We start from the raw sequence: 17,605 nt of genomic DNA, 5'->3' as shown, positions 1-17,605 counted from the left end.
TCGAAGCCGTCTGGACGAAGATTTCCTTAGGCAGATTCCATCCGCTTGCGCATCAGCGAGGCCCATCAGAAGACAGGCATATTTTATCGGGATTTTCATCACGGCCTGCGTGTTTTTTCAATGCTTAATGACAACATAGACTCCACCAATGCCCACTACGTGAAGCCTGCTCAATTGGATTGACTAGAACAAAGCGGTTTCGCGTCGTGGCAGTTCAACCGCGAAGGTGCTTTGATAGAGCGCGCAAAGTTTGCCACCGGCGTTCACAAATCTTGGAGCAATCCACTTCAAGAGACGATCCTTCCGGGTCGACAATACGTTGATCTGTGCAACTACTCAGTCCCAGATTGCCTGCGGCAAGACGCTGTGAAAAAGAGTTTCAGATCAAAGGGATGTCATGGATCCTGCTGGAACCAATGGACGGGTGCCTTCCTTAGAGATTAGGCTCACAACCGCAGGTCACACATTCAAAGCAAACTGGTGGAGCTGCCGCCCCACTCCGCTGGAAACGTTTCCAGCAACATTGCCAGCGTTACCCCGCCGATTTGCCGCCCCTCTACGATGGCCTCAATGCCGTCGGGCGCGAGATTGTTCAGGCGCAGAACCCTGCTCTGGTAGGAGCGATCGATCTTCTCGGCGGCGACGAGCTCGGTAACCCATGCCGCGGTGCTGACGCCCGAGCAAGTCGCGGATTGTAATGTGGGCGATCTAGCGAGACACCATTTCATGACTTTATAGCTTTTCTCTGAGCGCCTCGTAAGGCGTTTTCCCATTGTGAGCGCCATGTGGTCTGGCGAGGTTGTAGAACTGCTCCCACTCGGCCAGTTTGGCGTTCAGGTCGACATCACCCGTGTAGCTGAGAAGCTGATAGAACTCCTGCTCATCAGATCGGTGGGATCGTTCGACCTTGCCGTTAAGTTGCGGCGAGCTGGGCTTAATGTAGGCGTGGCGGATGCCTTTATCCTCGACATGCCAATGGAATTTCGCCTGGAACTCATGGCCGTTGTCGGTACGAATTTCCTGAATGCGGAAGGGAAAGGTTGCGATGACGTGATCGACGAAATTTATGGCATTGGCCTGGTTGTGGCGTTCGTAGATCTTCAGGGCACGGATCCGTGTCGCATCGTCAATCGCCGTGTATTGAAAACGCCGAGTCTTGGTGCCTGATTTGTCTATGAAAGTCAGGAACTTGACGTCCATCTGGATTTGATGCCCAGGAACCTGCTTGTTATAGCGCTTGGTGTGGATTTTGCGCAGCGATCTGACAGTGGGCATCACATGGCGCTGGTGGCGCAAGCCGAACGGGAAGCCATCTCACGCCGCACTAAGGACGCGCTCGCAATTGGCCGCGCCCGTGGCGTGAAGCTGGGCAACCCCAATGGCGCCGCTGCCCTGCAGCGTGCGGGCAAGGGCGGTGCGGCTGCACAAGGCGGTGGCCGGCAACGCTGCCCAGCCCGCCGCTGACCTAGCACCCGTCATTGCCGACATACGCGCTTCCGGACACCGCAGCCTGCGTGACCCCAGCACGGCAATCGCGCGATGAGGCATGGGCTTGGTATGAAGCCCTGCCGCAGTTTGTGAAGGACAAGGCCCTCGCGCGGTTGAAAATCATCCAGCAGGTCGAGACCCTTGAGGCACTGCAAGGCCGGGGGCGGCATATGGCAGCTGTTGACGTCGCGAAACTCTCCGAGACCGGCACGCGCACGATCTGGTCATCTTCGGCAGCTTCACTTGGGGCAATGCTGTCGGCATGGCGGCGATGCTGGTGGGGCAAGCTGCGATCAACGCTCTGATGCCAATGCCGACGCCGAAGCAGCTGCCCTCTGCCTCGCCGACCTATTCTATCGGCGCGCAGGGCAACGTGGCGCGCATCGAGCAGGCGATCCCGGTGCAATATGGCCGTGTGCTGGCTTGGCCGGATTTCGCAGCACAGCCCTATGCGGATTATGCGGGCAACGATCAGTATCGCTACCGCCTGCGCGCCTACCGCATTGATCCCAAGCTTTCCAGTGCCAGTGCTGGCCACCAGATGATCTGGTCGGGCCTACGCTGCTATCTCGCCGAGACGCAGGACTTCGGCAATGTGACGCTGATCGCCATGCGGATGCGGGCGACGAACAACCTCTCGGCGCAAGCAAGCCGCCGCATCGGCGTGGTCTGCACCCGCAAAATCCCGGTCTGGAATGGCGTCTCGTGGTCCGCGCCAGTGGCCAGCCGCTCCATCGCCTGGGCCATCGCCGACGCCGCGCGCAATGCCGACTATGGTGCCAACCTACCCGATGCGCGGCTTGATCTGGCAGCGCTGCTCGCCCTTGATGCGATCTGGACGGCACGCAGTGACACCTTCAACGGTCGCTTCGATTCCGCCGCGAGTTGGTGGGAGGCGATATCCAAAATCGCCCTCGTCGGCCGCGCCCGCATCTTCATGCAGGGTGGGCGGCTGCGGGTGGTGCGCGATGGCCCGCAGACCTTGCCTGTGGCGCTGTTCTCGATGCGCAACATCAAGAAGGGCTCGTTCTCGATCGACTATCTGCTGACCTCAGAGCAGACCGCCGATGCTCTGGAAGTGGCCTACTTTGACGAGACCAAATGGTCGCCGCGCCGGGTGACGGCAGCGCTTGCGGGCAGCACTCTGTCCCGGCCGGTCAAGATGGAGTTGTTCGGCGCGACGGTGCGCGATCATGTATATCGTGAGGGCCTTTATCACGCCGCCGCCAACAAATACCGCCGTCGCATCGTGCATTTTGCGACCGAGATGGAAGGCTTCATTCCGTCGATCGGCGATCTGATCGCGGTTCAGCATGACATGCCGGGCTGGGGCGCACATGCCGAAGCGGTGGCTTGGGATGCGGGCACCCGCAGCCTGACTCTGACCGAGCCGATGATCTTCGATGCGGGCAGCTATTACATCGGCATGCGCACCGCTACAGGCGGGGTAAGCGGGCCTTGGCTGGTGACGGCCGGGCCGTCGCCCGAGATCGTGGTGCTGGCTGATATGCCCGACATGACGCCCTATGTGGGCTCTGACCGCGAGCGCACCCATGTGGTGTTTGGGCTGGCCGAGACATGGCGCACGCTCGCCAAGGTCACCGGGGTCAAGCCACGCGGGCTTTATGAGGTGGCGATCGAGGCCGTGACCGAAGACCCTTCCGTGCATACCGCTGATCAGGGCGTGACGGCCGCGCCAATCCGCACCAGCACGCTGCCGCGCACGATCACAGTTCCGGTGGTCGCGGGCTTGATGGCCCGCCGCATCCCCGCCGATTTGGGGCGCGCGGTGCTGTCTTGGCGACCCGCTGCAGGGGCGGAAAGCTATCAGATCGAAATGGCCTCCGGGCTTGATCCGCTGGACCCGACGGTCAGCTGGACCCGTATCGCCGATACCACCGCCTCAAACTACGCCCTGAACCTGCTCTTCCCCTCAAAGACCCTCGTGCGGGTGCGCGGCGTCGGGTTGACAGCCGGGCCGTGGCAAGCCGCCGTCTTGGGCGTTCTCGTCGGTGATTTCTGGCTGGCCGATGCAAACGCCTTCTGGGGTGCCGATGCCTCAATCTACTGGAGAAGCTGATCATGACCGCACTACCGCCAACCACTGATTTTACCGATGCGATCCGCACCAATATCCAGATGAAGGCCACCTTTACCGCGCTGCGGGACTTTCTGTCCGGGCTGCTCGGGACTGACGGGTTGCCCGCCACGGCGCTGGCCACGCTTGGCGCGCTGGGGTCCAGCTATGCCGCCAAAACCGCCGCCTACACCGTCGTGCTGGCGGATCGCGGGCGGTTGTTGGATGGCACCGGCACCTGGACGCTCGCCTTGCCAGCCGCCGCCACCGCCGCTGCGGGCTTTACGGTGGCCTTGCGCAATTCCGGGGCGGGCATCATCACCATCGACCCATCCGGGGCCGAGCTCGTCAACGGCGCTGCAACCTTCGCGATCTGGCCGGGGCAATGCGTGGTCTTGGTCTGCACCGGCACCGCGTGGCTGTCGGCGGGCCATGATGCCCAGCAGAGCAACACCGACGCCAGTGTCGGGCGGCTGTTGACGGTGGGCGCATTTGGCTTGGGGGTTTCGGGCGGCATCAACGTCGCCGATCTTGATGACACCACCACCCGCGTCGGGTTTTACCGCACCATCGGCACGGCGGTGGGCACGTTTCCGGCGGGCATGGCCAAAACCGGACGGCTGCGCGTCGAGATCTATAACAACACCGGCATCTATCAGGAATGGTCGCCGCTGGCGTTCAACAACCTGATCTTCGTGCGGTTTTACAACGGCACCGCCTGGTCAACATGGCAGCGGATGTACAACTCCGGCAATGTGCTCGGCACGGTCTCGCAGGCCGCTGGCGTGCCCACCGGTGCGCTGTTCGAGCCCGGTGCGAATGCCAATGGCGAATACCTCAAATTCGCCGATGGCAGGCTGATCTGCAGCCGCACCATGACCGCTTCAAGCGGGGCGGCCACGACCTGGACTTATCCGGCCGCCTTTATCGCAGCCCCGGTTTTGTCGGGCATGGCGGTGGCGACGGTGCTGGCGGCGGTGATGGCGGATGCCGCCCCCGGCACCACCAGCTGCACCTTCTCAGTGCGCGATAAAACCGATGCCCGCCGCGCCGATTCCACCATGCTCACCGCCGTTGGGCGCTGGTTCTAAGGAGAAACCCATGCAGATCATTCTCTCCCCGCAACGTCGCGATGGCCGCCTCAGCCTGTCGTGTCAGGGCGATGTGCTGACAATCAACGGCCAAGGGTTTAACTTCGGCCCGGTCACGGAAGGCGCGATCCTGCCCGCAGCGGCGGTGCAAAGCGACTGGATTGCAGGCGACATCACCCGCATCGCGGGCGTGTTACATATCCCGCTGTTCCTGCCGCATGGGGCCAATGCTCCGCAGGCCACGCGGTTTCCAGCCTCGCTTCTGGTGAGCGTGGACGGCGCAATTTCCTTGCCCGCCTATGAGACGGAGATCGCCCCATGAACATCGACTTTGGCCAGATGATCCCGGCCGAGATCAAGGATGCCGCCGATCTGACAGCACGGCGCGCGATGATGGTCTGCAGCCCACTGCAAGGTTGCCTCACCGCAGGCCCTACGATCTGCGCTGCCCTCGATGCCACCGCCGCCGATCCGGCGACGCCCTGGGCGATGCGCGAGGCGATCCTCAACGCTCGCGAATGGCGGCGCACCTCGCAGACCATCGACGAGATGGCATGGCTTCTGGGCTTCACGCCCGAGCAGATGGACAGCTTGTTTGAAGCGGCGATGACCGTGGCTGTCTGAGAATACCGGCCACCCCAACAGGGGAGGCCCGGGGGTGCGTCAACACCCCCCGACGCGGGGTCAAATTGTGAATGAGGCCCCCACCGACCAGCTCTCGCCTTATGGCCGCACCGCCCATTTCTGGGCAGGCCCAAGAGGCACGATTCGTATGAATAATTTGCTAACGCCGATCACGCCCGTTCGCCCCGTGGCTGGGCGGCAAGCGCAACTTAGCCCGCCGTATCTGCGCGCTGATCGACAATGATACCAAGCACCGTTCTTATGCCGAGCCTTTTGTCGGCATGGGTGGCATCTTTCTGCGGCGGACACGATGTCCGCAGGCAGAGTTCATCAATGATCGCGGCCGCGACGTCTATAACCTGTTTCGGGTGCTGCAGGAGCATTACGTCGCCTTCCTCGACATGCTGCGATTCCAGATCACCACGCAGGCTAATTTCAACCGCCTGGTCGATGTGGACCCCGAAACCCTGACCGATCTGCAGCGCGCAGCGCGCTTCCTTTACCTTCAGAAACTGGCCTTTGGCGGCAAGGTCTCGGGCAAGAATTTTGGGCTCGCGGTCGAGCGGCCTGGCCGGTTCAATCTGACCATGCTGGAGACAGATCTTGAGGCGTTGCACAGCCGCCTTTCCGGTGTAACCGTGACCTGTCTGGACTTCGCCGAATTCATCCGCCGCGTGGATCGGCGGGAGACTTTGTTCTATCTCGATCCACCCTATTGGGGATGCGAGGGCGATTATGGCAAGGCGCTGTTTGCCCGTGAGCGATTCGAAGAGTTGGCTACCGTGCTGGACGGCTTAAAGGGGCGTTTCATCCTGTCTTTAAACGACGTTGAATGCGTGCGCGAAACCTTCAAAGCCTTCCGATTCCGCGAGGTGAAAACCACCTACACGATCTCGGCCAAAGGGGTGGCACCCGAGCGGGCAGAGGTGTTGATCTCGAACTACGAGCTGAGCAGCATTTAGGTGTTGTCGCCCTGAGATTAGGAACCAGATCGCAGCTGCTGAAGTTATGCATCCGCACTCCAAATCTGTCGTGAGTGGCGGAGTGTAAGGCGTGTCGGACCGGACCCTCGAGTTCGGCACGCCTTTTCGCCAAGCGCCAGCTCGGCAGAGACCTTACATCATGAATAGATAAACCGCCCCTGCGAGAACGCAGTTAAACGTGAACAATACGATGGTCAGGCGAACGTCAATCATGGCCAAAAAATGGGGCCAGCCCGACGGCCCGCCCCATTTTCAGCGTCGGCCACAGCGCGGCGGGATGCCGCGATCTGGATCAAATGATCAGGAACTCATCCATACCAAAGCCGGCCAGATTGGCCCCGACATTGGCAAACACCTCGCCGGCGACACCGCCGACCCCATCGGCGTCATAGAAGAGATTGCCGGTGTCGCTTTCGTAGATGATGTGGTCGGTGGCCCGCACCGCACGCCCGCTGAGGTTGGCGGCAAAATTCTCCGCCGCCAGTGCCCCCGGTGCCAGCGCTGCAAACACCGTGCCTTCCAGTTGGAGCCGATCATCCGCCGAGACATAGCCGATGATCTTGTCGCTGTTCGCCACCCCGGCCGCCGCATTGAACACGAACACATCCTCCCCCGCACCGCCCCTCAGCACGTCGTTGCCGGCACCGCCAAACAGCGTGTCGTTGCCGGCACCGCCGGAGACCCTATCGCTGCCGTCGTCGCCATAGAGCTTATCGTTGTCGGTGCCACCGTAGAGGATATCGTTGTCGGCACCGCCTGACAGCGTGTCATTGCCGGCGCTGCCGAAGAGGCTATCGTTGCCGTCGCTGCCAGACAGCGTGTCATTGCCGACCCAGCCGTCAAGGAAATCGTTGCCGACGCCGCCGTAGACCGTATCGTTGCCGTAGCCACCGAAGGCCCTATCGTTGCCGTCGCCGCCATAGACCGTATCGTTGTCGGTCCCACCGTAGAGGCGATCATTGCCGACGCCGCCAGACAGCGTGTCATTGCCGGTGCCGCCATAGACCGTATCGTTATCGGCACCGCCGTAGAGGCTATCACTGCCAGCATCGCCAGACAGCGTGTCCTTGCCGACGCCGCCGTAGGCCGTATCGTTGCCGCCGCCGCCGAAGAGGCTATCATTACCGGCATCACCAGACAGGGTGTCATTGCCGACGCCGCCGCGGAGGCGATCGCTGCCGATCCCGCCAGACAGCTTGTCATTGCCGACCCACCCCCAAAGGCTGTCATTGCCGACGCCGCCGTAGACCGTATCGTCGCCGTTGCCAGCGAAGGCCCTATCGCTGCCGTCGCCGCCATAGATCGTATCGTTGCCGTTGCCCCCGTAGAGGCTATCGCTGGCGCTGCCGCCAGACAGCGTGTCACTGCCGGCACCGCCATAGACCGTATCGTTGTCGGCACCGCCGTAGAGGCTATCATTGCCAGCGCCGTCAAAAAGCGTGTCATTGTCGGCACCACCATAGGCCCTATCGTCGCCGCCGCCGCCGTAGAGGCTATCGCTGCCATTGCCGCCGTAGATCGTATCGTTGCCTAGATCGCCGCCAAGGTAATCGCTGTCGCCATAACCGTAGAGGGTATCGTTGTCTGCACCGCCGTAGAGAGTGTCCGGTCCGTCAGATCCAGGAATAACTGGCATTATACTTACCCCAAAATATTGATAAAGGTTCTTGATCCGCCGCAGGGGCCAAAACGGGTGGCAAGGTGCCAACAGCCGACGTCCACCAACAATGGCACGCGCTATCCACCCCCGTAGCCGGGCTGTGCCGTTCCAGAATAGCATATGGCAGGTCTTGGTGCGCAGTCTCGTTTACATGCTCAGCGGACTATTAAGGATTAACGGACATGATGCCCGTTAGATCGTTTGCGAAAGCCACGGCTGAGAAATTCTGTATCGACGAGCGCCATGCGCGGCGGTTCCAGTGTATTGACCCTTTAACCGAGCTTAAACACCCCGTTAAATGAGACTGGCGCTGGGGCCGAGGCGGCATGGGTAATCCCCCCATTTTTAACGGGGTGCATCCGTAGAACTTACGCGGCCATTTTCAGTTTCTGGGCGGGTGTGATGCCGCCGATGCCCATGTTCGGGCGGTCGTTGTTGTATGTCCATAGCCATTGTGTGGCGTGATCCTGTGCCTCCTCGATGGTTTCGATGATGTATTGGTCGAGCCATTCATGCCGGACGGTGCGGTTGTATCGCTCGATGTAGGCGTTCTGCTGCGGCTGGCCGGGTTGGATGTGCTGGATCGTGATGCCCTGTCTCTCAGCCCAGATCAGCAGCTTGCCACTGATGTATTCCGGGCCGTTGTCGACCCTTATGGTGCCGGGTTTGCCGCGCCATTCGATGATCCGGTCCAGGCTCCGGATGACCCTTTCGGCGGGTAGCGAGAAGTCAACCTCGATACCCAGCCCCTCGCGGTTGAAGTCATCCAGCACGTTCAGCAGCCGAAACGCACGGCCATCACCGAGGCGATCTGCCATGAAGTCCATGGACCAGGTCATGTTGGGTGCCTCGGGCACAGCAAGCACATCAGGTTTGTCCCGCTTCAGCCGCTTGCGGGGCTTGATCCGCAGGTTCAGTTCCAAGGCGCAATAGATCCGATAGACGCGTTTGTGGTTCCACGGATGGCCCTTCACGTTGCGCAGATGCAGAAAGCACAGCCCAAAGCCCCAGGTCTTGCGGGCGTCGGTCAGACCCACCAGAAGGTCGGCGATCTCTTCGTTCTCGGCTTTTAACTTCGGGCCATAGCGATAGCAGGTCTCGCTGACCCCGAAGGCCCGGCAGGCCAGCGCAATGCTGACCTTGTGTCGCGCCACCGCTTTCTCGGCCATCTCGCGGCGTTGAGATGGCCGCGTCATTTTTTTCCGAGAGCCTCTTTCAGCAGGTCGGCTTGCATGCTCAGGTCCGCATACATCCGCTTCAGCCGGCGGTTCTCGTCCTCGATGGCCTTCATCTGGCTGATCAGCGACGCATCCATGCCGCCATACTTCGCCCGCCACTTGTAGAACGACGCATTGCTCATGCCATGCTCGCGGCACAGCTCTGCCACCGGCACACCGCCTTCGGCCTGACGCAGGATCGCAAGAATCTGCGCCTCAGTGTATCTGCTTGTCTTCATTCAGAATCTCCTCGTTCATCTTGGCGAGAAAATTCTACTTATGCAGCCCCTTACTTTCGGGGGGGATTACCCATGCATTTCTGATTTTTGAAATACTCGTAGCGCTGGTATTCTGTCGACCGTGTGCCTAAAACCTGAAAACCGCGTTGCTGCAGGTTATGCTGTCAAACTCTGCAGCTTTTGCTGTCACGCCACTGTTGAGTGACACCTAATACTGCAGGAAACCGGAAGAGGCCGGGGGAAGCCGGAAGAACTCGGAAGGCCCAATGAAATAAAGGGCTTATGGGATGGTGGCTGCGATTTGACGGGCATAGCGCGGTGTCATGCAGGAAGTCCCATTTTGCCCGATATCGACAGTTGCAGGCTGAATGCGGGTGGTTTGGCGTGGCTCGTGCAGGCACCGTTTAACATATTGTAAATGCGTGATTTTGCTGCGATCTGGCGCGCAATACACATAAGATTTGGCCTAAATCCCCAATCCGAACATGGAAGTTGGGCGAAAAGTTCACCGATCACTTCCATGTTCAGATTATTGCTTAGATATCAATCAGATGCAAACGCGATGGCAGACTTGACCGCAGGTCGAACATGGAAGTCATTTGCTGCCAAAGTACCGCAAAAAGGCGTTCAGGATGGAAGGCCGATTGGGAAGTTGCTGATGAGCAACTCAGGCCGCGCCTCTGATCGATCTCCTGCTTTCCCGACCGAATAGGTGGTCGAAACGCTGGTCAACTGGAAGGCGGCGAAGATCGTGCGTATCCCAGGCACATCATTGATCGATAGCAGGAAGCGCCCCTTGATGCTGCCGAGCTGGTGGGCCATGCGCTGGAAATCGGCCTGCTCGAACATGGCCTTGCCGTAGTCAGTCTCGCAGCCCCAATAGGGCGGGTCGAGATAGAACAGCGTGCCTGCATCATCGTAGCGTGCGATGAAATCGGCCCAATGCAAGCATTCGATCACGACGCCCGCAAGGCGGGTGTGCAAGTCTTCGAGCATCGGCTCGAGCGTCGTAAGGTTGAACCGTCCTGACCGTCCCTTAGACACCCCAAAGTTTCGACCCGAGACTTTGCCGCCGAAAGCTGTGCGTTGAAGGTAGAGAAAGCGCGCGGCTCGTTCCAGATCGGTGAGGGTGTCGGGGTTGGTATCCATCACGATGCGCGCGGCTATGCCAAGTTGGGCGAACTGGAAGGGTATGTCTCGCATCTCGTGCTGGACAAAGGGGTTAACTGGGAGCCTCTCAAGGCCGTGACGGTCACAGCCTCTGGCAGCACCGTGACCATCACGACCAACAATCCAGCCAACACCGGTGCTTTGGTCCGCAAAACCAATTTGATCGAGGTCGCCACTGACGATGGCTTTGTGGTCAATGTCGGCGGTGTCCGCCAGACTATTTCGGCTGTCGCCATCTCGGGCACCACAATCACGATCACGCTTGGCGCAGCTATCACGCCGGGAGCCTCGGTATCGGTGCGCTACGCGTTCGAGCGTGTGCTTGGTGCCGCGCCCACAGGTCATTCGGCGGGCTGGGGCAACCTTTGCCAGCAAGGCCCCGCCTCGGTTTTCTTCCCCGGCGAGTATGTCGATTTCTATTTGTCGATGATCGACAAAACCATCACCGCAGTATGAGGTCAAAATGACTACGATTCAACGGCTTAACTTTCGCGCGGGCAATACTACTGGCCTTGCCAATATCGGTATGCTGGTCACGGATATCAGCGCGCTGGCCAGTGCAGCAGGGGTGTGGCTGGCATCAGCCGCAACGCTTGTCACCGGGGCTGTGTCCGCAGTTGCCCCGGTCGATGTGGCAGATACCGCCTTGGCGCAGGCCACGGCTGCCGCGCGCCCGTTGACCCGTCGCGATGCCTTGTTGGGCCGCGACGTCCTGTCATTCCCTGCGGGATCGCTGGCGGCAAACCCCTACCTCATTGGCCCCAGTTTCAACGCCCTCGCGGCGTGGACGATGGTTGTGGCTTACCGCGATACTGACGGCGTTGTGCCAACCGGGTGTCTCTGCGGCGTGGAATCGGTCGGCACCACTTGGGGCGGCATCCAGCTGGTGACCAAACTGGACGGCAAGCTGGCGCTGCGCGCCCGTGCGGGCAATGCGATTGCATCCGTCGATGCAACGGACGGCTGGAACATTCTGATCGCCTCATCCAGCGGCGGGGCCACCGCCACCGCCCGCATCCTGAATTTGGCGACAGGGCTGTCAGCCTCCGCAGTTGCCACGGCTAACACCGCATTGGCGACCGCATCGTTCCGGCTGGGCGGGGCAACGCAGCGGGCGCAGGGCGATGCGGACGCACTGGCGCTGTTCGCAGGCGATCTGCTGGGCGATGCCGCCTTCGCCTCGGACTTGGCCAAGGTGAAGCGGTGGTTGTCGGGTCGCTATGATGTCGCGGCATGATGGCAAAACACCCCTGTGCGCGACGCACAGAACTCTTCGATCACCTCGTTAGGAAGTCCCGAACATGAGCGATCTTCAAACGATAGAGCCGGGGTCAGACTTCGTTTTTGACGGAGTTCTGACCGATGAGGGCGGGCCAATCGACATCACCGGCGCAACCCTTTCGGTGTTCGAACCGCATAGCGCGATGGCTCCGCATGTCACCCTGACCGTCACAAACGCCGTGGCCGGGGCATTTCGATGCGTGGTCAAATGGTCGTCGGATTTCCCGCGCGATGTTCTGATGCCGCTGCGGATCAGATTGATCCAACCGGATGGTCTGGCCACCGCTTGGCCTGCCGTCGAGCTCAAGGTGCGCGCGCGATGAGCGGCCTCACCATCACCCCGCGTCGGACGGTCCTGACGATCCAAGTGGTCGCAGGGCCGTCACTGGTTTTGCAGACGCCGTCACGCTCTCAAATCAGGTTCACAGCTGTTGGCGTGCAGGGGCCTCCCGGTCCCGGAGGCTCCGCTGATTGGCCCGATCTGCCGTCGCCTGATCTCGTTTTTGACAATCTGCTTCTTTGAAAGGATAGGCCATGTCGCTGGCTCAAAAAGTAATCGACCTCGCGACCCGTGTCGCCACCGAGTGCAAAGCCCTCCGCACGCTGGTGAATGGCAACACCACCGATCTTTCGGCCCTGACCACCACCACAAAAACCAACCTCGTCGCCGCGATCAACGAGTTGAAAGCGGCCATTGGCAGCGCGGGGGCCGCGATTGCTGACGGGGCGACCGGGACCACAACGACGTGGTCATCGACGAAGATCACCGAGGCAATCACAACCGCCCTCAATGCGCTGACCACCGGCGCGCCGGGGGCATTGGATACGCTCGATGAGCTTGCAGCGGCGCTGGGGGATGATGCTAACTTTGCGGGCACCGTTACCGCCGCCCTCAGCAACCGTCTGCGCATCGATGCCGCACAATCCCTGACAGCCCCACAGAAGGCATTTGGCCTCGCCAACCTTGGCGCGGCGTCCGCTGCTGATATGGGCGATCCGACCACGGATTTCGTCACCACCTTCAACACCGGGCTGTTGTAACGCCATGAGCCTCGCCAGCCAGATCACGCTCTTTGTCGCTGCGGTTCGCAACAAGCTGAACCTGATGACGCCGCGCCTGCTGCCTTCAGGTGGAACAGTCGGGCAGGCGTTGATGAAGTCTGGCGCGGGCGATTATGCGGCGGGCTGGGCAGCTGCTGTAAAGGCCCCTGAAATCGCGATCTTCAACTACACCGGCGCGTGGCAGACCTATGCCGTACCAGAGGGCGCTAAATCGCTGCAAATCAACGTCCTCGGGCCGGGCGGCAACGGTGGGAATGGCTTCTCGCGCGCGGCTGGCAATCCGGGCGGTGGTGGCGGTGGTGGCGGGATCACGACGGTTGATGTTTCGGTCGCAAAGCTGGGTCAATCAACCCTCTATGTTTTCCCCGGCGCAGGCTCTGGGGGAAACGTCAGCTATGTCTCTCTCGCATCTGGCGACGTGTCTTCGGCTGCGACTTTGGCAAGAGCCTCGGCCGGGGCAAATGGCGGCAACGGCGCAGCTGCGGCTGTTGGTGCCGCCGGTGCTGCGGGTGTCATCGCCACACCCGCCGTTCAGGCGGCCGCACAGCTTGGCATAGCGGCGATGGTCGCAGGGCAGCTAGGCTCTCCCGGTGGCGCGGTTGCGGGCGGCAACGGCACGGCTCTCACCTTTGGCGCAACAGGTGGGTTAACCTCAGGAGGGACCGGTGGGGGCGGTTGCACAACCACAAACTTCAATGGTGGGCAGATACAAAACACCGGCCCTATCGTATCCCCGATATCTGGAGGAAATGGCGGGGGAGTTGCTGGAAACCCCGGAGGGGCCTACGCAGATCGCTTCATGTGGACCGGCGGCACCGGCGGTGGCTCTAACAACACTGGCACAGGCGGCAGGGGTGGCGATGGTGCCATCGGCTCTGGCGGAGGTGGCGGTGGGGCTGGTGTGACGGGCGGTGGTGGTGGCGCGGGCGGGCCGGGGCTGGTCATCATCACCGCGATCTTCTAAGGGGCTTTAACGCCCCCTTTAACTCCCCATTCTAACCTATCAGACGAAAACCGTTCTGCTGCAAGAATTGGTGTCACGCCCTGCAAAATTTGATGTCACGCTACAGCCACTGTGTGTTGACACCATAACCTGCAGAGAAGCGGGAATATCCGAGAACTGGTGGGAACTGGCGAAAAGCGCCGTGATTACGGGGGCTTGAGGGCCAGTGGGTGACGCGAAGGGTTGCGCGCGGTGGAGTTGGCAGAGAGCCTGAAAATGGCCTTTTGCGGGGTCTGCGGGGCCATTGTGGGCCGATTGCGGACGGTGGGCAAGTGACCGTTTAAACGCCAGTAAAATATGGGTTTAATGGGGTGTTTAGGCCGGGTTCAACGCGCTGTAACGTTCTTTTCGACGGTTGGAACTGGGAAGGGGGCTTCCCAGAAAGGAAATGTCTTCCCAGTTTGCGCTAATACCCTGATAAAGCTAAGGAAATTGGCGGAGCAATGTTGTTTGCAAGCATAGGCTACTGGGAAGAGATTTTGCCGCAGATTAGTCCTTTATGCGGTCGGAGACGCGCTCCAGCAGGTGCGCGGCGATGTGGTCACCCTGGTCTTCACGCGCGCCAGCCATCATGCGGATCATGTCACTTGCATCGGACTGGGTTTCTATCGCGGCGCGCAGCTGCGGATCATAGAGCAGTTGCAAGATGAACGTGAAGAGCTGTTCGTTCACATGCTGGACCTGATCCAGCCGAGTCTCGAGTTGCTCTATGCGCTCAACGTCCGTCATAGCGGTCTGCTTGTTTGATTGCGGTGTCAACGGGCCATCTAGCGAACGTTGCTGCTGCCTCAGAGGATGCGCAATTGCCGACGATAAATCCGCCCGCATGCGCCAATCTGGCGTGTGGGACGAGGCTCGCGAGCGTGGCGACATACTCATCTCGCTTCAGGATGTTCCGCAGGCCGGGATAAAATGTCGCTGCGGCTTGGCGGCTGAGTTCAGAAACTTTGCGGTTATCAAAAGACACTGTGTTGCAATCATCTGCAACATCCATCGCTGAAACCCAATGTTTAAACTGCCGTTCAAATGTCAGCCGTGCCTGCTCTGAAGGCGACCTTTGCGTCACTTCAATGGCACCAAGAACAAACCCGGCTAGAAGCACGGCAACAATCGAACAAGAGACCAAGGCGCGCATTTATCTTTCCTTCGATTATGTCATTGCTGAGAGGTTATGTGAGCAGTCCCAGCCAAACAACCTTACCGAGCAGGCGAGCTGCCTGCTCCACGCTTTTTGACAGGGTTCTGGCTTCTTCGCTTTCTGTGCGCGGCAACAGGATAGGTTTGCCATCGAGGAACACCGTTCGCGCGATGCCGATGGTGTTGCCTTCCTGAAAGCACCACACTCCGCCCGACCCTTTTTGCGCAGCATTGGTCTGGATTACGGCAACAGTGTTTTTCGCATTCGTGAACGATAGAAGGCTTTCTTTTGGCGCAATCGCCTGAAGATGATCTGGCACTAACCCTTCTGAGGCGAGCCATGAATGCAAAAATGCAACTGGTGAGGTGCCTGTCCTTCGCATCGCCGGATGCCAAGGAATCGGGAGATGGCCCGCCCGCGTTGCTGCATTTTGTTGCAAATCTGAATCATCAGCTTGCTCGGCAAACCCTCCAAAAACACGCTTTGGACCGAAGTAGCAGTCCAAGCCGAGGACCCGCGCTAATTCTGTAAGGGACTGAAAATTATACCGTTTATCTTCGCCGCGTGCGCTTCTCATGTTTTTGATAAGCGCGGGGTTGCCAACAGCCAACTTTGAAGCCGCTGCATCGGACAAACCGGAGCGCTTTAGGGCGTCATCTATGGCGGAAAGTACGGGGTCCATAACTCCTGTTAGCCCAAAATGGCTAATCCGACAACATTAGCCATTTTGGGCTTGCCATATATGGCCCGCAATGGCTAATATATGGCATGGATACGAAGCACCCCCTTGTTGCACTCTCCGCCGATGAAATCGAAGCGATGGCCATCGTGCTCGTCGAGCTTGGCCTCGTGGCGACCGTGCCGGGGGAAGAAGCCCCGGAAACCCTCTTAATCACCCATTTAAAGGACCGCTAAAATGAATGAACAAGAGAAGTTCTGGCGCAACGCCGCTGGCCATCTGATCCCCGTCGATCAGATCAGCGACCTTGAACGGATGAAGAACGATCTGGCGAAAAGCCTTGTCGCCCAAGCCGAAGTGCATTCGAGCGGGCTTGCCGCATTTCAGCAAAAGTCGCTCGCCGAGATGCAGGCAGCCAAAGCTCTGATGATGGAGAACTTTGGCGTCAAGATCGGCGGCGCGCGGGGCGGATTTGAGCTGAAGAGCTTTGACGGTGAAGTGAAAGTCGAGCTGGCCGTTTCTGACACCATCAGCTTCGGCCCGGAGTTGCTTGCAGCCAAGGCGCTGATTGATGAGTGCATTGCAAGCTGGGACGAGGACGGGCGGACCGATCCGCGTATGCGCGCTCTGGTCGATCATGCTTTTCAGGTGAGCAAAAAGGGCAGGATCGACACCCAGCGCGTTCTGGGATTGCGGAAGCTGCCCATGAAAGATCGCGCCGGTGTACCCGATCCCAAATGGGCGCGGGCAATGGAGGCGGTTGACGCCGCCCTGATCGTTGATCGCACCGCGCTCTATGTGCGGTATCACCGCCGCAATCCGAAGACGGGCGCGTTTGAGCAGATCAGCCTCACAGCCGGCGCTATGGCGGAGGAGTAGGACATGAAAGCAACATCTGTCCTCACCACTCCCGAAATGACCCAGTTTCACAATGATCTCGCCTCGTTGCTCGGCAAGTACACCGAGCATCTTGGCGGCGATGCGATGCTTGCGGTTGCCGCCTTTTTGACCGGGCAGATCGTGGCGTTTCAGGACCAGCGCAAGATGTCGTCCGAGCAGGCGATGCAGCTTGTCACGGCTAATTTGCAGCTCGGAAACGATGCTGCGGTTGCTGATCTGATGTCCGCTGGCGGCACGGTGCAGTAATGGTACTTTATTTGGACCCCGAAGGCACGCTGCGCCTGAAATCCTTAAGCTCCGTCACGCGGGGTACGAAGGGGATCATCAAAATTGAGGTCGAAACCGACGACCTTGATGATCTGGGCTTTTTCCTCGGATCGCTGGCACGGTTGCAAGAGCAGCAGAAGCGCGAAGCGGCGCTGAAACGCGCGGCTCCTAAGAAGGCGAAGATGCTCGCCCTGCCAAAGCCGGGGGCAGTGTGATGGACCGCGAAGCCTGCCACTTTTCCGTCCCTGTCTATGCTGCAGATCGCGGGGCGATTGGCGCGCCCTTGGCCGAGGCCAAAGGGACGATGGATGACATGACGCGCTTCACCGTCTGCGTCACCCACGAAGAGGTGCATCTCCAAGTTGAGGGGCGTCAGGGCGGCAGTTTCGTCGTCGATATCAACGTGCTTGCCCACCAGTTCGGTGAAGCGATCGAGCAGCTATTGGGCAAGACGATCAAAGTGGGGCGGGAGAAATGACTGACAGACCGGGAACCGTGTCGATCAAACTGACTCGATCCGAATTGGGCCTGCTAATCGCCAACTTCACCAACGGCTATGCCCCCGGTTATGAAGGGAACGAGGCCGAGGACGCGATTGGCGACAAGCTGCGCGATGCGCGGGATCAAGGAGATCGGAAGTCGAAAATTGGGTGCCGCGATCTGGTCGGCACAGTCAACCTACACATCTCCATGCGCCATGCAGCAACGAACATCGGGGAGTGATCA

General features: G+C 59.9%; 24 protein-coding genes and 2 pseudogenes. 18 read left to right on the top strand and 8 right to left on the bottom strand.

Translation table 11 applies throughout. The features are described from left to right. Positions 1 to 467 precede the first annotated feature (467 nt). Together ACS5RD_RS22445 and ACS5RD_RS22440 are read right to left on the bottom strand one after the other, a co-directional pair. Complete coding sequence (locus ACS5RD_RS22445) at positions 468 to 728, bottom strand: hypothetical protein (RefSeq protein WP_489929214.1); 261 nt, start codon at positions 726 to 728, stop codon at positions 468 to 470. 4 nt (positions 729 to 732) lie between these two features. After that, positions 733 to 1,254 (bottom strand): annotated as a pseudogene (locus ACS5RD_RS22440) (integrase core domain-containing protein); the annotation flags it as partial. Here ACS5RD_RS22440 and ACS5RD_RS22435 point away from each other — a divergent pair. The 7 genes from ACS5RD_RS22435 to ACS5RD_RS22405 all read left to right on the top strand — a co-directional run bounded on the left by ACS5RD_RS22435 (position 1,210) and on the right by ACS5RD_RS22405 (position 6,242). Beyond that, entirely contained in the window at positions 1,210 to 1,464 is a 255-nt protein-coding gene (locus ACS5RD_RS22435; RefSeq protein ID WP_489931443.1) for a hypothetical protein, read from the top strand. The pseudogene ACS5RD_RS22440 and the gene ACS5RD_RS22435 sit on opposite strands and share 45 nt — an antisense overlap. A 50-nt stretch (positions 1,465 to 1,514) precedes the next feature. Further along, positions 1,515 to 1,793, top strand: a complete 279-nt coding sequence (locus tag ACS5RD_RS22430) for a hypothetical protein (protein ID WP_489929213.1) — start codon at positions 1,515 to 1,517, stop codon at positions 1,791 to 1,793. After that, the gene (locus ACS5RD_RS22425) at positions 1,751 to 3,568 is read left to right on the top strand and encodes a host specificity factor TipJ family phage tail protein (protein ID WP_489929212.1); all 1,818 of its coding nucleotides are present in this window, start codon (positions 1,751 to 1,753) and stop codon (positions 3,566 to 3,568) included. The genes ACS5RD_RS22430 and ACS5RD_RS22425 overlap by 43 nt, the downstream gene beginning before the upstream one ends. 2 nt (positions 3,569 to 3,570) lie before the next feature. Then, positions 3,571 to 4,656, top strand: coding sequence for a pyocin knob domain-containing protein (locus ACS5RD_RS22420; protein ID WP_489929211.1), 1,086 nt, complete (start codon positions 3,571 to 3,573; stop codon positions 4,654 to 4,656). Positions 4,657 to 4,666: 10 nt separating this feature from the next. Further along, positions 4,667 to 4,978, top strand: coding sequence for a hypothetical protein (locus ACS5RD_RS22415; protein ID WP_489929210.1), 312 nt, complete (start codon positions 4,667 to 4,669; stop codon positions 4,976 to 4,978). After that, positions 4,975 to 5,280, top strand: coding sequence for a hypothetical protein (locus tag ACS5RD_RS22410; protein WP_489929209.1), 306 nt, complete (start codon positions 4,975 to 4,977; stop codon positions 5,278 to 5,280). Before ACS5RD_RS22415 ends, ACS5RD_RS22410 begins: the two co-directional genes overlap by 4 nt. A 191-nt stretch (positions 5,281 to 5,471) precedes the next feature. Next, on the top strand, positions 5,472 to 6,242 hold the full coding sequence (locus tag ACS5RD_RS22405) for a DNA adenine methylase (RefSeq protein ID WP_489931421.1): 771 nt from the start codon (positions 5,472 to 5,474) through the stop codon (positions 6,240 to 6,242). Between the two features lie 313 nt (positions 6,243 to 6,555). Here ACS5RD_RS22405 and ACS5RD_RS22400 read toward each other — a convergent pair whose 3' ends face one another. The 3 genes and pseudogenes from ACS5RD_RS22400 to ACS5RD_RS22390 form a co-directional block, all read right to left on the bottom strand. After that, a complete protein-coding gene (locus ACS5RD_RS22400) occupies positions 6,556 to 7,899 on the bottom strand; it encodes a calcium-binding protein (RefSeq protein ID WP_489929208.1) in 1,344 nt (447 codons plus the stop codon). A 392-nt stretch (positions 7,900 to 8,291) separates the two neighbouring features. Then, positions 8,292 to 9,379 (bottom strand): IS3 family transposase gene (locus tag ACS5RD_RS22395; protein ID WP_489928006.1). Its coding sequence is split into 2 segments (ribosomal slippage): positions 8,292 to 9,124 and positions 9,124 to 9,379, totalling 1,089 coding nucleotides; the frame shifts between segments, so codons are not numbered across the junction. Positions 9,380 to 10,006: 627 nt separating this feature from the next. Beyond that, positions 10,007 to 10,522 (bottom strand): annotated as a pseudogene (locus ACS5RD_RS22390) (DNA adenine methylase); the annotation flags it as partial. A gap of 63 nt (positions 10,523 to 10,585) precedes the next feature. Between ACS5RD_RS22390 and ACS5RD_RS22385 the strand changes: the two are divergent. The 5 genes from ACS5RD_RS22385 to ACS5RD_RS22365 all read left to right on the top strand — a co-directional run bounded on the left by ACS5RD_RS22385 (position 10,586) and on the right by ACS5RD_RS22365 (position 13,856). Next, positions 10,586 to 11,005, top strand: a complete 420-nt coding sequence (locus ACS5RD_RS22385; protein ID WP_489931420.1) for a SwmB domain-containing protein — start codon at positions 10,586 to 10,588, stop codon at positions 11,003 to 11,005. Between the two features lie 7 nt (positions 11,006 to 11,012). Further along, positions 11,013 to 11,786, top strand: coding sequence for a hypothetical protein (locus ACS5RD_RS22380; protein ID WP_489929207.1), 774 nt, complete (start codon positions 11,013 to 11,015; stop codon positions 11,784 to 11,786). A gap of 64 nt (positions 11,787 to 11,850) precedes the next feature. Then, positions 11,851 to 12,153, top strand: a complete 303-nt coding sequence (locus ACS5RD_RS22375; protein ID WP_489929206.1) for a hypothetical protein — start codon at positions 11,851 to 11,853, stop codon at positions 12,151 to 12,153. Positions 12,154 to 12,364: 211 nt separating this feature from the next. Beyond that, a complete protein-coding gene (locus tag ACS5RD_RS22370; protein WP_489929205.1) occupies positions 12,365 to 12,871 on the top strand; it encodes a hypothetical protein in 507 nt (168 codons plus the stop codon). A 4-nt stretch (positions 12,872 to 12,875) separates the two neighbouring features. Then, the gene (locus ACS5RD_RS22365) at positions 12,876 to 13,856 is read left to right on the top strand and encodes a hypothetical protein (protein WP_489929204.1); all 981 of its coding nucleotides are present in this window, start codon (positions 12,876 to 12,878) and stop codon (positions 13,854 to 13,856) included. Between the two features lie 528 nt (positions 13,857 to 14,384). On the opposite strand, the gene ACS5RD_RS22360 is transcribed toward ACS5RD_RS22365, so the two are convergent. From ACS5RD_RS22360 to ACS5RD_RS22350, 3 genes are read right to left on the bottom strand one after another with little or no spacing between them, the layout of a single operon-like run. Then, on the bottom strand, positions 14,385 to 14,624 hold the full coding sequence (locus ACS5RD_RS22360; RefSeq protein WP_489929203.1) for a hypothetical protein: 240 nt from the start codon (positions 14,622 to 14,624) through the stop codon (positions 14,385 to 14,387). Continuing rightward, positions 14,611 to 15,030 carry a hypothetical protein gene (locus ACS5RD_RS22355; protein WP_489929202.1) on the bottom strand — a complete coding sequence of 140 codons (420 nt, stop codon included), beginning with the start codon at positions 15,028 to 15,030 and terminating at the stop codon, positions 14,611 to 14,613. Before ACS5RD_RS22355 ends, ACS5RD_RS22360 begins: the two co-directional genes overlap by 14 nt. 34 nt (positions 15,031 to 15,064) lie before the next feature. Then, positions 15,065 to 15,715 (bottom strand): hypothetical protein, encoded by a 651-nt coding sequence (locus ACS5RD_RS22350; RefSeq protein WP_489929201.1) that lies wholly within the window; start codon positions 15,713 to 15,715, stop codon positions 15,065 to 15,067. A gap of 86 nt (positions 15,716 to 15,801) precedes the next feature. Between ACS5RD_RS22350 and ACS5RD_RS22345 the strand changes: the two genes are divergently transcribed. The 6 genes from ACS5RD_RS22345 to ACS5RD_RS22320 are packed head-to-tail and all read left to right on the top strand — an operon-like array spanning position 15,802 to position 17,602. After that, positions 15,802 to 15,948, top strand: coding sequence for a hypothetical protein (locus ACS5RD_RS22345; protein WP_489929200.1), 147 nt, complete (start codon positions 15,802 to 15,804; stop codon positions 15,946 to 15,948). Position 15,949: 1 nt separating this feature from the next. Then, positions 15,950 to 16,591 carry a DUF3164 family protein gene (locus ACS5RD_RS22340; RefSeq protein WP_489929199.1) on the top strand — a complete coding sequence of 214 codons (642 nt, stop codon included), beginning with the start codon at positions 15,950 to 15,952 and terminating at the stop codon, positions 16,589 to 16,591. 3 nt (positions 16,592 to 16,594) lie between these two features. Continuing rightward, on the top strand, positions 16,595 to 16,858 hold the full coding sequence (locus ACS5RD_RS22335; RefSeq protein ID WP_489929198.1) for a hypothetical protein: 264 nt from the start codon (positions 16,595 to 16,597) through the stop codon (positions 16,856 to 16,858). Next, positions 16,858 to 17,094, top strand: coding sequence for a hypothetical protein (locus tag ACS5RD_RS22330; protein ID WP_489929197.1), 237 nt, complete (start codon positions 16,858 to 16,860; stop codon positions 17,092 to 17,094). The genes ACS5RD_RS22335 and ACS5RD_RS22330 overlap by 1 nt, the downstream gene beginning before the upstream one ends. After that, the gene (locus ACS5RD_RS22325) at positions 17,094 to 17,357 is read left to right on the top strand and encodes a hypothetical protein (protein ID WP_489929196.1); all 264 of its coding nucleotides are present in this window, start codon (positions 17,094 to 17,096) and stop codon (positions 17,355 to 17,357) included. The genes ACS5RD_RS22330 and ACS5RD_RS22325 overlap by 1 nt, the downstream gene beginning before the upstream one ends. Then, on the top strand, positions 17,354 to 17,602 hold the full coding sequence (locus tag ACS5RD_RS22320) for a hypothetical protein (protein ID WP_489929195.1): 249 nt from the start codon (positions 17,354 to 17,356) through the stop codon (positions 17,600 to 17,602). Before ACS5RD_RS22325 ends, ACS5RD_RS22320 begins: the two co-directional genes overlap by 4 nt. Positions 17,603 to 17,605 lie beyond the last annotated feature (3 nt).

It is taken from the genome of Cypionkella sp. PAMC25878 (assembly GCF_058135695.1).
The sequence above is the reverse complement of the archived record's forward strand: the minus strand, read 5'-3'. Positions and strand labels throughout refer to the sequence as shown.

What these genes read in the sequence shown, in the direction of transcription:
- ACS5RD_RS22360 (WP_489929203.1), bottom strand. Translation starts at nt 14,624, where the DNA reads ATGACGGACGTTGAGCGCATAGAGCAACTCGAGACTCGGCTGGATCAG.
- ACS5RD_RS22320 (WP_489929195.1), top strand. Translation starts at nt 17,354, where the DNA reads ATGACTGACAGACCGGGAACCGTGTCGATCAAACTGACTCGATCCGAA.
- ACS5RD_RS22335 (WP_489929198.1), top strand. Translation starts at nt 16,595, where the DNA reads ATGAAAGCAACATCTGTCCTCACCACTCCCGAAATGACCCAGTTTCAC.
- ACS5RD_RS22345 (WP_489929200.1), top strand. Translation starts at nt 15,802, where the DNA reads ATGGATACGAAGCACCCCCTTGTTGCACTCTCCGCCGATGAAATCGAA.
- ACS5RD_RS22445 (WP_489929214.1), bottom strand. Translation starts at nt 728, where the DNA reads ATGAAATGGTGTCTCGCTAGATCGCCCACATTACAATCCGCGACTTGC.
- ACS5RD_RS22425 (WP_489929212.1), top strand. Translation starts at nt 1,751, where the DNA reads ATGGCGGCGATGCTGGTGGGGCAAGCTGCGATCAACGCTCTGATGCCA.
- ACS5RD_RS22400 (WP_489929208.1), bottom strand. Translation starts at nt 7,899, where the DNA reads ATGCCAGTTATTCCTGGATCTGACGGACCGGACACTCTCTACGGCGGT.
- ACS5RD_RS22325 (WP_489929196.1), top strand. Translation starts at nt 17,094, where the DNA reads ATGGACCGCGAAGCCTGCCACTTTTCCGTCCCTGTCTATGCTGCAGAT.
- ACS5RD_RS22355 (WP_489929202.1), bottom strand. Translation starts at nt 15,030, where the DNA reads ATGCGCGCCTTGGTCTCTTGTTCGATTGTTGCCGTGCTTCTAGCCGGG.
- ACS5RD_RS22370 (WP_489929205.1), top strand. Translation starts at nt 12,365, where the DNA reads ATGTCGCTGGCTCAAAAAGTAATCGACCTCGCGACCCGTGTCGCCACC.
- ACS5RD_RS22415 (WP_489929210.1), top strand. Translation starts at nt 4,667, where the DNA reads ATGCAGATCATTCTCTCCCCGCAACGTCGCGATGGCCGCCTCAGCCTG.
- ACS5RD_RS22350 (WP_489929201.1), bottom strand. Translation starts at nt 15,715, where the DNA reads ATGGACCCCGTACTTTCCGCCATAGATGACGCCCTAAAGCGCTCCGGT.
- ACS5RD_RS22365 (WP_489929204.1), top strand. Translation starts at nt 12,876, where the DNA reads ATGAGCCTCGCCAGCCAGATCACGCTCTTTGTCGCTGCGGTTCGCAAC.
- ACS5RD_RS22435 (WP_489931443.1), top strand. Translation starts at nt 1,210, where the DNA reads ATGCCCAGGAACCTGCTTGTTATAGCGCTTGGTGTGGATTTTGCGCAG.
- ACS5RD_RS22375 (WP_489929206.1), top strand. Translation starts at nt 11,851, where the DNA reads ATGAGCGATCTTCAAACGATAGAGCCGGGGTCAGACTTCGTTTTTGAC.
- ACS5RD_RS22330 (WP_489929197.1), top strand. Translation starts at nt 16,858, where the DNA reads ATGGTACTTTATTTGGACCCCGAAGGCACGCTGCGCCTGAAATCCTTA.
- ACS5RD_RS22420 (WP_489929211.1), top strand. Translation starts at nt 3,571, where the DNA reads ATGACCGCACTACCGCCAACCACTGATTTTACCGATGCGATCCGCACC.
- ACS5RD_RS22410 (WP_489929209.1), top strand. Translation starts at nt 4,975, where the DNA reads ATGAACATCGACTTTGGCCAGATGATCCCGGCCGAGATCAAGGATGCC.
- ACS5RD_RS22340 (WP_489929199.1), top strand. Translation starts at nt 15,950, where the DNA reads ATGAATGAACAAGAGAAGTTCTGGCGCAACGCCGCTGGCCATCTGATC.
- ACS5RD_RS22380 (WP_489929207.1), top strand. Translation starts at nt 11,013, where the DNA reads ATGACTACGATTCAACGGCTTAACTTTCGCGCGGGCAATACTACTGGC.